The organism is Methylosinus sp. sav-2 (assembly GCF_004366495.1).
Taxonomy (GTDB): domain Bacteria; phylum Pseudomonadota; class Alphaproteobacteria; order Rhizobiales; family Beijerinckiaceae; genus Methylosinus.
In genome coordinates this window covers 47,385-59,854 of the sequence record NZ_SOEJ01000003.1, presented here as the reverse complement: position 1 = coordinate 59,854, position 12,470 = coordinate 47,385, and the positions used below count along the sequence as shown (strand labels likewise).

General features: G+C 65.4%; 13 protein-coding genes. 6 read left to right on the top strand and 7 right to left on the bottom strand.

The features are described 5' to 3' along the window. Positions 1-9: 9 nt before the first annotated feature. Positions 10-1,125 carry a PAS domain-containing sensor histidine kinase gene (locus EDE12_RS08850; RefSeq protein ID WP_024879866.1) on the top strand — a complete coding sequence of 372 codons (1,116 nt, stop codon included), beginning with the start codon at positions 10-12 and terminating at the stop codon, positions 1,123-1,125. Positions 1,126-1,154: 29 nt separating this feature from the next. After that, the gene (locus EDE12_RS08845) at positions 1,155-1,862 is read left to right on the top strand and encodes a glutathione binding-like protein (protein ID WP_026598556.1); all 708 of its coding nucleotides are present in this window, start codon (positions 1,155-1,157) and stop codon (positions 1,860-1,862) included. A gap of 6 nt (positions 1,863-1,868) precedes the next feature. Here EDE12_RS08845 and EDE12_RS22440 read toward each other — a convergent pair whose 3' ends face one another. The 3 genes from EDE12_RS22440 to EDE12_RS08835 all read right to left on the bottom strand — a co-directional run bounded on the left by EDE12_RS22440 (position 1,869) and on the right by EDE12_RS08835 (position 5,056). Further along, complete coding sequence (locus EDE12_RS22440) at positions 1,869-2,003, bottom strand: hypothetical protein (RefSeq protein ID WP_256388647.1); 135 nt, start codon at positions 2,001-2,003, stop codon at positions 1,869-1,871. Positions 2,004-2,114: 111 nt separating this feature from the next. Then, the gene (gene recG, locus EDE12_RS08840) at positions 2,115-4,217 is read right to left on the bottom strand and encodes an ATP-dependent DNA helicase RecG (RefSeq protein ID WP_026598555.1); all 2,103 of its coding nucleotides are present in this window, start codon (positions 4,215-4,217) and stop codon (positions 2,115-2,117) included. Positions 4,218-4,282: 65 nt separating this feature from the next. Continuing rightward, entirely contained in the window at positions 4,283-5,056 is a 774-nt protein-coding gene (locus EDE12_RS08835) for an SDR family oxidoreductase (protein WP_026598554.1), read from the bottom strand. 390 nt (positions 5,057-5,446) lie between these two features. Here EDE12_RS08835 and EDE12_RS08830 point away from each other — a divergent pair, with 390 nt between their 5' ends. Then, positions 5,447-6,130, top strand: a complete 684-nt coding sequence (locus EDE12_RS08830) for an outer membrane beta-barrel protein (RefSeq protein ID WP_026598553.1) — start codon at positions 5,447-5,449, stop codon at positions 6,128-6,130. A gap of 59 nt (positions 6,131-6,189) precedes the next feature. Here the strand turns inward: EDE12_RS08830 and EDE12_RS21820 are convergent, their stop codons facing one another. Continuing rightward, positions 6,190-6,333: a hypothetical protein gene (locus EDE12_RS21820; RefSeq protein ID WP_166671843.1), complete on the bottom strand. Its 144-nt coding sequence runs from the start codon at positions 6,331-6,333 to the stop codon at positions 6,190-6,192. A gap of 279 nt (positions 6,334-6,612) precedes the next feature. Between EDE12_RS21820 and EDE12_RS08825 the strand changes: the two genes are divergently transcribed. After that, positions 6,613-6,978, top strand: a complete 366-nt coding sequence (locus tag EDE12_RS08825) for a hypothetical protein (RefSeq protein WP_134188052.1) — start codon at positions 6,613-6,615, stop codon at positions 6,976-6,978. A 117-nt stretch (positions 6,979-7,095) separates the two neighbouring features. Then, positions 7,096-7,479, top strand: coding sequence for a hypothetical protein (locus EDE12_RS08820; RefSeq protein WP_026598551.1), 384 nt, complete (start codon positions 7,096-7,098; stop codon positions 7,477-7,479). A 16-nt stretch (positions 7,480-7,495) separates the two neighbouring features. Here EDE12_RS08820 and EDE12_RS08815 read toward each other — a convergent pair whose 3' ends face one another. The 3 genes from EDE12_RS08815 to EDE12_RS08805 are packed head-to-tail and all read right to left on the bottom strand — an operon-like array spanning position 7,496 to position 12,013. Beyond that, positions 7,496-9,310, bottom strand: coding sequence for a serine/threonine-protein kinase (locus EDE12_RS08815; protein WP_036290841.1), 1,815 nt, complete (start codon positions 9,308-9,310; stop codon positions 7,496-7,498). 12 nt (positions 9,311-9,322) lie between these two features. Beyond that, entirely contained in the window at positions 9,323-10,189 is an 867-nt protein-coding gene (locus tag EDE12_RS08810) for a PP2C family serine/threonine-protein phosphatase (RefSeq protein ID WP_026598550.1), read from the bottom strand. 15 nt (positions 10,190-10,204) lie between these two features. Continuing rightward, on the bottom strand, positions 10,205-12,013 hold the full coding sequence (locus EDE12_RS08805) for a trypsin-like peptidase domain-containing protein (RefSeq protein WP_024879856.1): 1,809 nt from the start codon (positions 12,011-12,013) through the stop codon (positions 10,205-10,207). Between the two features lie 205 nt (positions 12,014-12,218). On the opposite strand from EDE12_RS08805, the gene EDE12_RS08800 reads away from it, so the two are divergent. Continuing rightward, entirely contained in the window at positions 12,219-12,449 is a 231-nt protein-coding gene (locus tag EDE12_RS08800) for a hypothetical protein (RefSeq protein ID WP_024879855.1), read from the top strand. Positions 12,450-12,470: the final 21 nt, after the last annotated feature.

The window sequence follows — 12,470 nt, the reverse complement described above, 5'->3', positions numbered from 1 at the left end:
GGTGCGAGGATGAGCTTCGACAGCATAGGCGACGATCATTTTCGCCTCGCGGTAGAGTCGGCGCCTGCCGCCATGATCGTCAGCAGCGCCGATGGACTCATCCAATTCGTCAACGCGGAGACCGAGCGTATGTTCGGTTATCGTAGCGACGAACTGGTTGGAAAGTCCATCGATATTCTCGTCCCCGCGCGCATGCGGGCGGCGCATTCCTCCTTGCGCCAGAGCTTCCTCGCGCATCCGAGCAAGCGCCCGATGGGAGCCGGCCGCGATCTGAAGGCGACGCGGCGCGACGGCAGCGAGTTTCCAGTCGAGATCGGGCTGACGCCGATCGAGAGCGAGACCGGCGCGATCGTGCTGGCGACCGTGCTCGACATCACCGCGCGGCGCGAAGCGGAGAATGCGCTGTCGCAGCGCGCGGCGGAGCTGGAGCGCGCCAATGAGCGTCTGGCGCAATTCGCCTATGTCGCCTCGCATGATCTGCAGGAGCCGCTGCGCAAGATCGCCGCATTCGCGGATATTCTCGAGCAGGCGATCTCCAGCGCCAATGAGAACGACATGAGCTACGCCAATAGCGTGATGCGCTCCTCGGCGCTGCGCGCGCGCGAGCTGGTCGACGATCTCCTCACCTATTCGCGCGCGATCAACGATGCGCAGAATGTGCAGGAGCTCGATCTGCGCGACGAAATAGACCTCGCTGTCGACGACCTCTCCGAGGCGATCGCGGAGAGCGGCGCACGCATGCGCATAGAGGCGCCGCATGTCGCCTTTCGCGCCGACCGCTCGCAATTCGCGCGGCTGACGCATAATATCGTCTCCAACGCGCTCAAATATCGCAAGCAAGATTGCGCGCCGGAGATCGTCATTCAGGCGACGCAGAACGAGCGCGAGATCGTCGTCGCCTTCGTCGATAATGGCATAGGCTTCGAGAGCAAATATGCGCAGCTCGTTTTCGAGCCGTTCAAGCGGCTGCATCCCAAGGGCAAATATCCCGGCACCGGCATAGGCCTCGCGATCTGCAGATCCATCGCCGATCGCCATGGCTGGCGGCTGTCGGTGACATCGCAGCCGGGACAAGGATCGACTTTCTATGTCACGATTCCGTTGGGACGAGCGAATAGCGAGTAGCCCGTCCTCGCACGACACGGAGACCTCATATGATCGACCTCCATTTTTGGCCCACGCCCAATGGCCACAAGATCACGATCTTTCTCGAGGAGGCGGGGCTCGCCTATAAAATCATCCCCGTCGACATATCGAAGGGCGAGCAATTTTCTCCCGCCTTTCTCGCCATCTCGCCGAATAATCGCATGCCGGCCATCGTCGACCATGCGCCGGCCGACGGCGGCGCCGCGGTCTCGCTGTTCGAATCCGGCGCGATCCTCGTCTATCTCGCCGAGAAGACGGGGCGCTTTCTGCCGAGCGATCTGCGCGGCCGCGCGCGCGTGCTCGAATGGCTGTTCTGGCAGGTCGGCGGGCTCGGCCCCATGGCGGGGCAGAACCATCATTTCCGCAATTACGCGCCGGAGAAGATTCCCTACGCGATCGATCGCTATGTGAACGAGACCAATCGCCTCTATGGCGTGCTGGACAAGCGTCTCGCTGGACGAGACTACATCGCCGATGATTACTCCATCGCCGATATGGCCGCTTATCCCTGGATCGTTCCTTATGAGCGGCAGGGACAGTCTCTCGACGACTTTCCCAATGTGCGGCGCTGGTTCGAGGCGATGCGCGCGCGGCCGGCGGTCGAGCGCGCCTATGCGAAAGGCGAAGCCCTCTCCCGCCCGCGCGACGGCTTCACGGAAGAGGAGCGCAAAATCCTCTTCGGCCAGACGGCGGCGAACCTGCGCGGCGCCGTCTGAGCGCGTTCACTCGCCCTGCTTCTGGCGGCGCTTCTTGTTCCGCCAGGAGGCGAAGAAGATGACCGCGAGAAAGACGTTGATGGCGAGGACCCATTTGTCGCTCCACGACAATTGGCTCCAGATCGTGTGCAGATAGGACAATTCGCTCTCCCTTTACGGGCGCTCGCCGCCCGTTTTTTTCATTTTCGCCGCTTTAGCGGCGCAGGTCCGGAATTTACGCGCAATGGCGCTCCCGATAAAGGCCCGGCGCGCTCATCCCGCCCGCAGCAGCTTCACCGCCTCGTCGCGCTCGAAGAGATAGAGCAGAACCCTCAGCGCCTCGCCCCGCGGGCTGGAGAGGTCCGGGTCACGGCGCAGGGTCAGCTCGACGTCGTCGCGCGCTATGGCCAGCAGCCGCGCATGGGCTGTGAGATCGGCCAGGCGGAAGCCCGGCAGGCCGGATTGCCGCGCGCCGAGAATTTCCCCCTCCCCGCGCAGGCGCAAATCTTCTTCCGCTATGCGGAATCCGTCCTCGGTCTGGCGCAGCATCACCAGCCGCGCCTTGGCCGTCTCGCCGAGCGGGCCTTTGTAGAGCAGCAGGCAGGAGGATTTGCCCGAGCCGCGGCCGACGCGCCCGCGCAGCTGATGCAATTGCGCGAGGCCGAAACGCTCGGCGTGCTCGATCACCATGACCGTCGCCTCCGGCACATCGACGCCGACCTCTATGACCGTGGTGGCGACGAGAATGCGCGTTACGCCCTGCTTGAACGCTTCCATTGCGGCGTCGCGCTCCGGGGCTTTCATGCGGCCGTGAACGAGGCCGACGATCTCGCCGAAAATGCGCGTCAGATCCTCGTGACGATCCTGCGCAGCGGCGAGATCGAGGTCCTCATTCTCCTCCACCAGCGGGCACACCCAATAGACGCGCGCGCCGGAGGCGAGAGCGCGGCGCACGCCCTCCACCACATCGCCGATGCGTGACACCGGCAGCGCGCGCGTCTCGATCGGCGAGCGGCCGGGCGGCTTCTCGTCGAGGATAGAACTGTCCATATCGCCGAAATAGGTGAGCGCCAGCGAGCGCGGAATGGGCGTCGCCGTCATTACCAGAACATCGACGCTCTCGCCCTTGGCGCCGAGCGCCAGACGCTGCTGCACGCCGAAGCGATGCTGCTCATCGACGACGGCGAGGCCAAGATCGGCGAAGGAAAGCTCGCTCTGCACCAGAGCATGAGTGCCGATGACGATATCGACGGCGCCCGCCGCTATGGTCTCGTAGATTCGCGCGCGCTCGGAGGGCTTGGCTCTGCCGGTGAGCAGGCAAAGGCGCAGGCCGGCGGCTTCGGCGAGCGGCAGCAGGCGCTCGTAATGTTGGCGCGCGAGAATTTCCGTCGGCGCCATCAGCGCCGCCTGGCGGCCGCATTCGACGACGCTGGCCATGGCGAGCAGAGCGACAATGGTCTTGCCGGCGCCGACATCGCCTTGCAGCAGCCGCAGCATGCGCCGCGAGGAGGCGAGATCCTCGCGTATCTCGACGAGCGCGCGCTGCTGCGCGCCGGTGAGCGCATAGGGCAACGCCGCCTCTATGACGCGCGTGATGCGTCCGTCGCCGGCGTTCTCGCGGCCGGGCTCGCGCCGCATTTTCGAGCGGATGAGGCGGAGCGCCAATTGCTGCGACAGCAATTCGTCCAGCGCGAGGCGTTGGCGCGCCTTGCCGGCGGGCTCGATATCGGCCGGCGATTTGGGGTTTTGCGCCGCGGCGAGCGCTGTCGCGAAATCGGGAAGTCCATTGGCCGCCAGCACGGAGGCGTCCTGCCACTCCGGCAGCTTGGGCAGCCGCTCCAGCGCTCCCGCGACGGCGCGCTGCACGAAACGCTCTTGCAGCCCTTCGGTGAGGCCGTGCACCGCCTCCGCCGGCGGCAGCTTGGCGAGGCCCGCCTCGTCCAGCACGCGATCCGGATGCACGATCTGCCGGCGCCCGTCATAGAGCTCGATCTTGCCGGAGACCCAGCGCGTCGCGCCTATGGGCAGGCTGCGCTCGATCCATTCGGCGTTGGAGAGGAAGAAGACCAGCTCCGCGTCGCCGGTGTCGTCCTCGACATGAACTTTGAACGGCGCCTTGGCGTAGCGCCCCTGTGGCTTACGATGCTCGGTGACGCGCACTTTCAGCACGACGACGCGATCCGTCGGCGCTTCGGCGATGGTGGGGCGCAGGCTGCGGTCGACGAGATTGATCGGCAGATGAAACAGCACGTCGATAAGACGCGTCTCCTTGCCCGGCCGGGCGAGCAGCCGGTCGAAATGCTTGGCCGTCTTGGGGCCTATGCCCGGAAGGGCGGCGGCGCGGCCGAACAGCGGATCGAGGATCGAGGGACGCATTCGCGCCTTTTCCCCTATCGCGAAGGCTTTGTCATGCCCGGTGACGCTAATTGCCCGGCGACGCGCTAATCTGGCAGCACGTCGGGCGTTTCCCAGGCGAGATGCTGGCCGCCGTCCACGGCGATCATCTGCCCGGTGACGCTGCGCGCCTCAGCGAGAAACACCACCGCGTCGACGACGCTGGACACGTCCGCCGGCCGGCGCAGCGGCACGCCGCGCGCCTCCGTCTCGAAACCTTTTTGCCCATGCACTGCGTTGGGAAACACCGGCCCCGGCCCCACGGCGTTGACGCGAATGCGCGGCGCGAAAGCCTGCGCCATGGTGCGCGTCGCCGTCCACAGAGCGGATTTCGCCAGCGTATAGGTGAAGTAGCGCGGCGTTAGCCGAAACACGCGCTGATCGACGATATTGACGATCGCCCCTTCCGCCTCCTCGGGCAATTGCGCAGCCATGTCGCGCGCCAGCAGCAGCGGCGCGCGCAGATCGACGGCGAATTGCCGATCGAACACTTCGACCGAGAAATCCTGCGCCGCGTCGAGCTCGAACACCGAGGCGTTGTTGACGAGCAGCGTCACCGGCCCGAAAGCGCGCGCGGCGAGCCCCATCAGCGCCTCTGTCTCGCGCGCGTCGGAGAGATCGGCGCCGACCACCGCCGCGCGGCCGCCCTTGGCGCGGATCGCCGCGGCGGCGAGCTCCGCCTCCTCTATGGAGCGATGCGAGGCGTGCAGCACCACCGGGCGCCCGCAATGCGCCAGCCGCGCGGCGATCGCCAAGCCGATCCGCCGCGCCGCGCCCGTCACCAGAACCGGCCCCGAACCGCCTGCGCCGCCAGCGCTCATCGCCCGAATCCCCATCTTGCCGCCGTGCAAGGCAATTCTCACGCCGCGCCGGCGCGGTCAATGCGCCGCCGAGACGTAACCGCGGACGATTTTACGAATTATTAGGCAATCTCAACGGCACTATGCGACGTGATGATCGAGAGAAAATGGATAATGGCCAGAATGGCTCGGTTAATTCTAAATATAACATGGTTTCGACACAATCAATACCTTACAGCGCGCTGTGGTTTTGCTTCGCCGCGAGCGCGGGCTCGGGCGAGGAAAGGTTCCGTTAACGTGAACGATTTTAATTCGACTGAGCTCTGGCTGGGCCTTGCCCCTCGCCCGCGCCGAGTTTTGTGACCGCGAGCCGAAGGCCCTTAAAGGCGCGCGAATGTGGAGTCGAGTTCGATGAGACCTATGCTGCTTCCCGCGCTGCTGGCGCCCGCCCTGCTCTGCGCCGGCGCCTCCGCCCTCGCCGCCGATCTGCCGCGGCGCTCGGCGCCCGCCACCGATTATTACAGCCCGCCGCCCGCCTTCTCCTGGCAGGGCTTCTACATCGGCATCAACGGCGGCTATGCGCTGGGCTCGTTCCAGAACGGCAGCAGCAATCTGCTCGGCCAGCCGAACGGGTGGGTCGTCGGCGGCACGGCCGGCTATAATCTCACCTTCGCGCCCAACTTCCTCGTCGGCGTCGAAGGCGACTTCGATTTCAACAGCTCGAAGGACGGGCGCTCGCCTTTCGCCGGCGTCTCCGGCAATGGCTCCGTCGACAACACGCTCACCATTCGCGCGCGCGCCGGCGTCACTGTCGATCGCGCACTGCTGTTCGTCACCGGCGGCTTCGCCGGCAGCAACACGACGGCGAGCGTGAACAACGCCTTCCAGGGCTTCTACGGCCAGCAGTCGAAATTCCTCGCCGGCTGGGCGCTCGGCGCCGGCATAGAATTCGGCCTCGCGCCCAATCTCTCCGCCAAGGCTGAATATCTCTTCACCTCGGTCGGCGGCGATCGCTATTTCGATTTCTCGGCCAATTCGCTGCAGACGAATATCGACACATCGACGATCCGCGGCGGCCTCAACTATCACTTCTAGTCGAAACGGCAGCGCCGATCCCGCCGAAGGGCGGGGTCGGCTCGCTCAGCTTTCGGCGCTCAATGCGCGTGCGGCTTGCTCAAGGCGCTAGCGCCGGCTTTGAACAGCAGATAGCCGACGATCGACACGGCGGCGACAGCGATCACCACGGCTTCCGCGAGCAAGGTGAAAACGATCGGATCATTGGCTCCGTAAGTGGACATTGCCGATTCCTCCAGTCGCCTGTGCGATATTTCGAGACGCCAGGCTTGCGTGAGAGATTAGGCCTTCGCAGCGGCGCGCGACGAGCGCGCGCGAGGCCGCAGCGTCAATCGACCGCAATCACGAAAATCTCAGACAAAACGCCACGAATTTGATTTTCGTCAAAAGACTCATCGCTGCGTCGCATCGAAAGAAACGCACTCGCCGCTGCGGATCGGCGACATAGGTTCAACCGCGTTCGCGCACATTCGTTCCAAGCGCAGACGAAGGAGAACCGCATCATGAGCACAGTCGTCAGATTGTCGTTGATCTGCGCCTCGGCGCTCGTCATCGGCGCGCTCGGCGCCGACGCCGCCGTCGCCAAGGAGAAGCGCTGTCGGCAAGTTTGCGAGGACAGAACCGAGTACGAGCCGCCGAAATATGAGCAGCCGACTTGCGAGCACAGGACGAGCTATGTGCGCCGCATCGTCGAGCGCCGGACGGTCTATGTGGCCCAGCCCGAGGTGGTGGCGACGCCGGTGATCGCCTATCCTGCCTACTCCTACGGCTATAGCTACCCGTACGGCTATAGCGGCTACGGAGGAGGCTACGGCGCCGGCTATGGCCTCGTCGGCGCGAGCTTCGGCGGCTGGGGCTGGGGCTGGTAGATTTGGCTGAGCCGCGGCGCGACCCGAATTGTCGCGCCGCGAGCGAGGCAGAGCGCGTTTGACAATGTCGAGGCCGCACCTGATAGTTCACGCGGGGAATTTTTCAGGCTGGCGAAGATGATCGACGAACATTGTGGCGAATTGCATGCCGAATCCTCATCGAAGGATTTGCCGAAACTCTCCCGCCGTGGGCTGCTGACGGGGCTCCTCGCGCTGCCCATCGCCGCGCTCGACGCCGGTTCCGCCAATGCGCAATATATCGGCTTCGGCCCCTTCCGGCTGCATCTCGGGCCGACAGGCGGCGGTTATGGCGGCGGAGGCGGAGGCAGCTATCGCCCGCGCAGACCCGCGCGCCATGTCGGGCACCATCAAAGCGGCGGCGGCGACGCGCGTCACGCCTCACGGCGCGGCCGTCATGGCGGCGGAGGCGGAGGCGGCGGCGATAATGGCGGCGGAACATCCACCAAAGGCGCGACCGGGCTCGGCAAGGCGGATTACTGATCCGCCAAGCGCAGCGTCAATATTTGCCAGATTTGCGGAGCGCCTCGAGCGCCTCCGCAGCGCCCGGAAAATCCTGGGTCTTGGCGAGGCGAAACAGATCGCCCGCCTTTTTCGCGTCTTTCTTCAGCACATTGGGCACGCCCTTCTCAAAGGCCTTGCCCAGCCAGAATTGGCCGCGCGGATTATTCTGGTCCGCCGCTTTCTTATACCAGCGCAGGGCCTCCTCGACATTCTCGCCGCCGTCGGCGTCGCCGTTCTGATACATATTGCCGAGCACCGCCTGCGCCTCGGGGAAGTCTTTGTCGGCGGCTTTCTTGATCCATTTGAAGGCTGTCGGAAGATGTTGCGGCCGCCCCTGCCCTTTCAGCGCAATCATGCCGATGATGAATTGCGCCTCGCGCTCGCCTGAAGCGGCGAGAGACTCGCCGATCGACGAAGCGCGGTCGAACTCTTTCTCCTTCACCGCTCTGCGTAGATCGGCGATCGTCGAAGACGCGCCCAGGGACGCCTGCTCGACGGCCGCGGTCTTCTGGCCGGGCACTGTCGAGGGCTGGCAATCGGCGATGCTGAAGCCTTCATTGCATTTGGGCTTGGCTGGCGGCGCATCATTCGTCGGCGCGGCCAGACGCTCGATCTCGTTTCGTACCGGCTTGATCTCGCCGGTCTGGCCGAAATCCAGAGTCTTTGCCGTCTGGCGACGCTCGCTCTCGAGCTCCGCGGTCGTGCGGCGCTCGTGCTCGGCCTTCTCGAACTCGCGCCTCCTGTTGAGGCCCTCGCCGCCGTCGCCGCTGAACAGCAGAGGCGCGACGGCCGCGAACGCAAGAACCGCCACGGACACGCCCTGCAGCGCCGGATGCAGCGATTTGAAGCGTCGCACCAGCGAGCTCGAACGGCTCTTGGCGACGGCCAGAGCGACGGACGGCAGAGAGGCGGCGGAGCCGGCGCTCGCGCTCGTCTGCGTCGCCCTATCGAGAAGATGAGCCGGGCTCTGCACAATGGATGTGGCGTCGACGCGCAAGACGGTCGCGCCTATGGCGTCGCTGAAGGCGCGGATCGACGGATAGCGCTGCTCCGGCCGTTTCGCGAGCGCCTTCATGAGCGCGGCTTCCAGCTCCGGCGTCACGCCAGGAATGCGCGGCACCAGCGGCGGCGGATCTCTGCCGATCTGCGCTTGCAGCAGCTCCACCTCGTCGAGCCCCGCAAAGGGCGCCGCGCCGGAGAGAATCTCATAGAGAACGACGGCGAGCGCATAGAGATCGCTGCGCTCATCGCCCTCGCTGCCGCGACGCTGCTCGGGAGCCATGTAGAGCGGCGTGCCGATCGCCGTACCGGCGCGCGTCATGCGCACGCTGCCCTGCACGCGGGCGATGCCGAAATCCATGATCTTCACGCGGCCGTCATTGCCGATCATCAGATTGGACGGCTTTATGTCGCGATGGATCACGCCCATCTGATGCGCATAGGCGACGCCATCGGCGGCCTGCGCGATGATGGCGAGACATTCCTTCACGCCGAGCGGTCCGCCGCGCTCGCGCAACACATCGTCCAGCGCGCGGCCGCGCACCAGCTCCATCACCATATAGAGCTCGCTGCCCTCGGGCAGCAGCGAATAGAGCGTGGTGATATTGGGATGGTTGAGGCGCGCGAGGCTCTGCGCCTCCGCCTTGAAGCGCCCGACGAATTCGGGATCCTGCGTCAGCTCGGGGCGCAGCGATTTGATCGCCACCTCGCGCTCGATGAAAGTGTCGAAGGCGACATGCACCTTGCCCATCGCGCCGGTTCCGAGCAGCTCGACGATCCGGTAATGGCCGATCATTCTCTGGTCGCTCATGACGCTGTGCCTCTATCGAACGACGATGACGCGCGTCGGCGGCGCGCCGTCCGCGACGACGGGAATCTTCTGCGTCGCAGCCTGATCGCGCGCCCCCGGCGGCGGCGCGACGATCTGAAACACGCCGACGGAAATATTGTCGTGCCCGCCCGCCGCGAGGGCGGCCTCCACCAGCAAATGGCAGGAGTCCTGCGGCGCGCGATCGGGAACGACGGCGGCGAGCTCCGCCTCGGAAACGAGATTGGAGAGGCCGTCCGAGCACAGAATGATCGCGTCGCCGATCGCGAGCGGCAGACCCTCGGACCATATGGTCGGCGCGACCTCCTTGCGCGTTCCCACCGCCTGCAGAATGACATTGCCGCCGGGGCTGCGCTCGGCCTCCTCCTGCGTCATCACGCCCTCGCGCACCAATTGCGCGTGGAGCGTCTGATCGTCGGAGAGCTGCGTCACCTCGCCGCCGCGCAGCATATAGGCGCGGCTGTCGCCGACATGGGCGAGCCACAGTCTTCCGTCGCGAATGACGACGGCGGTGCAGGTCGTGCCCATGCCCTTGCATTCGGGCTCGCGCGCGCTCTGCTCGAAGATGGCGCGATTGGCGGCCTCGAAAGCCGCCTTCAACGCGCGCGGCGGCTCGACGTCGAGCGAGTAGAACACGCGGCGCACGACTTCCGTCGCGAGCGCGCTCGCCACTTCGCCGGCGGCGTGTCCGCCCATTCCATCGGCGACGATGGCGAGATAGCCCTGTCTCGCCTCCGGCGCGTCCGCGGGCGCGACAAAGGCGACGCTATCCTCATTCGAGGAGCGCACGCGGCCGACGTCCGTCCGCATCGCGCCGACGACGCGGAAAGCGCCCAATGGAGCCTCGCGCCCCGTCGCCATTTTCTCGACCTTCGATCAGTTGCGCTGCGCGCGCAGCAGGTCGCGCCCGAATTTGATCGGCACGGCGAGCGTCACGCGCGCGTCGCCGCGGCTGCGGCTGTAGGTGAACAGGCCGATGACCTTGCCATTGGCGTTGAACACCGGCCCGCCGCTATTGCCGGAGCCCGTGGCCAGCACGCTGAGCTGAATGCGCTCGCCGGCGCTGGTCAGCGTGACGCCATCCTTCTCCTTATAGCCGGTGGAGAGCTTGGAGACGATGCCATCCGTCACCGTCGCCTCGGGAATGACCTCGTTCTGAACGCGCGTCAGGCCGTTCTCCACCGTCACCTGACGCTGGACATTCTCCACCGAAATGCCGGGATAGCCGAGCACGATGACCTTCTCGCCGATCGTCACCTGATCGTCGTCGGCGAGCTCGACCTTCTCGAGGAGCTGCGGCGAGTCGATCTTGATGAGCGCCGCGTCGGAATCCGCCGAAGCGCGCACCAGCGCGGCGTTGACGCCGAGCCGCGCGCCGGGGAAACGCACCTCGAGCTGCTCATTGCGGCCCTCGAAAGTGCGCTGCTCATTGCGCGTCATGTCCGGAATATTGTTGCGGCCGATCGGAATGGCGACGCTCGACGGGAAAATGACTCCTCCCGCTTCCGGCACCCACATGTTGAGATCGGCGTAATCCTCGGATTCGAGATCGATGACCCCGATAGGCTTCCGCAGCTTCGCGTTCTTGGCGCCCGGACCGCCGCCGAGATCGAACACATAGCCGAGGCGCGGCGAATCGTAGGTCACCTTCCAGCCGGCGGCGACATGCTTATTGGTGAGCAGATAGCCCTGCTCGCTGATGACGAAGCCGGAGCCCCGCCCGGCGCCGGCGATCTGCAGATTGGAGCGCTGATCGTCCTCGAGCGTCAGCCAGCGCACGACCTTGCCATTGGGCAAGCGCACATAGGCGGGCAGCGTGTCCTTTCCGAACCGGAAGGTCTGATGGAAGATCGGCTTGCCCGTCTGTGTGTCGAAGAGGCGCCAGCGCAGATCGACGCGCGCGGTGGCGTTGGAATATTTGTTGTAGATGTCGAGCGGCGTCATGCCGATGAGATTGGTCTTCACCTCGCCCTGCAGCGCGGCGCTACGCTGATCGGCGTGCTTGGCGTCGGCCTTCACATCGGCGAGATCGGCCTGATGGCGCTCGTCGTCCTTGATCTGCTTCCAATAGACGGCGCCGCCGCCGAGCGCGATGAAGGCGAGCAGTCCCGCCGCCACGGCGCCCCAGGTGCGGCTCACCGAGCGACGCTCCTCGACGATCAGCCGCTGCACCGTCTCCTGGCCGACGCCGGCCTTGTGCGGGTGCGCCTGGGTCGATGTCGAGCTTATCTGGGCGACGGCGGTGGAGGCCGCCGTCTGCGCCGTCTCGATCAGCCGGGTCGCGGCGGAATCATCTATGCCGATGACGCGCGTGCGCGCCGCGAAGCTGGCCGGCCGCGGCTGCAGATCGAAGGTGAATTTCGGCCCCTTGGCGCCGCCGAGCTCGATCTTGTCCTCGGGCAGCAGCTCCGCGTTCTGCGAGATGCGCTGGCCGTTGAGGAAAGTGCCATTGCTGGAATTGAGGTCGATCAGCTCGAACTTCAGATCGTCGCCTTCGCCCTCGATGCGGATGACGGCGTGCTGCCGGCTGACGACGCCGTCTATGGTGGGGTCGAAAGCGATTTTCGATGTCGGATCGCGGCCGATGGTGATCTCTTTCAGATCGCCGATCGGAAGCTGCTCGATCTGATTGGCCTTCGACCCCGACAAATGTCGAATGACGACGCGCTCGACGACTCCGCCCATAGTACCGCCCCTGAAATAACAGCGACTTTGCTTCAGCGCGCGAAAAAAACAAAAAAAGCGCCTGCGTCGCCCCCATTTACAGGATACCAGCGGCGCACGGCGCATCGCAAGGGGCGTTCGGCCGCCGCTCGAGCGCCGACTTGCGCCGGGCGGGCCGATCGTATAGCAGGTTCCGCTGGACGATGAGCCCGGAGTCCCTCGCCCGATGAGCAAGAAACCGTTGAACCTGGTGCATTTGTCGACGCTGGTCGCAGTCGCGATCCTGGTCGGCACGGAGCTGGTCGCGACCTCCTGGGCGGCCGGCTGGGCGCTCGGCGGCCTGTTTCAGCTCGATCCGGCCGTCAGCCGCATTTTCGAGATCGTCTTCGCGCTGGCCGGCTTGGTCGGCCTGTATTTCTTCATGCGCACCGCCGTCCGCCACGAGCCTATCCGCTGATTTTTCGACCCTAGGCCGACG

Excerpts from the sequence above, each read along its gene's own strand:
- EDE12_RS08850 (WP_024879866.1), top strand. The coding sequence starts at position 10 with ATGAGCTTCGACAGCATAGGCGACGATCATTTTCGCCTCGCGGTAGAG.
- EDE12_RS08845 (WP_026598556.1), top strand. The coding sequence starts at position 1,155 with ATGATCGACCTCCATTTTTGGCCCACGCCCAATGGCCACAAGATCACG.
- recG (WP_026598555.1), bottom strand. The coding sequence starts at position 4,217 with ATGCGTCCCTCGATCCTCGATCCGCTGTTCGGCCGCGCCGCCGCCCTT.
- EDE12_RS08835 (WP_026598554.1), bottom strand. The coding sequence starts at position 5,056 with ATGAGCGCTGGCGGCGCAGGCGGTTCGGGGCCGGTTCTGGTGACGGGC.
- EDE12_RS08830 (WP_026598553.1), top strand. The coding sequence starts at position 5,447 with ATGAGACCTATGCTGCTTCCCGCGCTGCTGGCGCCCGCCCTGCTCTGC.
- EDE12_RS21820 (WP_166671843.1), bottom strand. The coding sequence starts at position 6,333 with ATGTCCACTTACGGAGCCAATGATCCGATCGTTTTCACCTTGCTCGCG.
- EDE12_RS08825 (WP_134188052.1), top strand. The coding sequence starts at position 6,613 with ATGAGCACAGTCGTCAGATTGTCGTTGATCTGCGCCTCGGCGCTCGTC.
- EDE12_RS08820 (WP_026598551.1), top strand. The coding sequence starts at position 7,096 with ATGATCGACGAACATTGTGGCGAATTGCATGCCGAATCCTCATCGAAG.
- EDE12_RS08815 (WP_036290841.1), bottom strand. The coding sequence starts at position 9,310 with ATGAGCGACCAGAGAATGATCGGCCATTACCGGATCGTCGAGCTGCTC.
- EDE12_RS08810 (WP_026598550.1), bottom strand. The coding sequence starts at position 10,189 with ATGGCGACGGGGCGCGAGGCTCCATTGGGCGCTTTCCGCGTCGTCGGC.
- EDE12_RS08805 (WP_024879856.1), bottom strand. The coding sequence starts at position 12,013 with ATGGGCGGAGTCGTCGAGCGCGTCGTCATTCGACATTTGTCGGGGTCG.
- EDE12_RS08800 (WP_024879855.1), top strand. The coding sequence starts at position 12,219 with ATGAGCAAGAAACCGTTGAACCTGGTGCATTTGTCGACGCTGGTCGCA.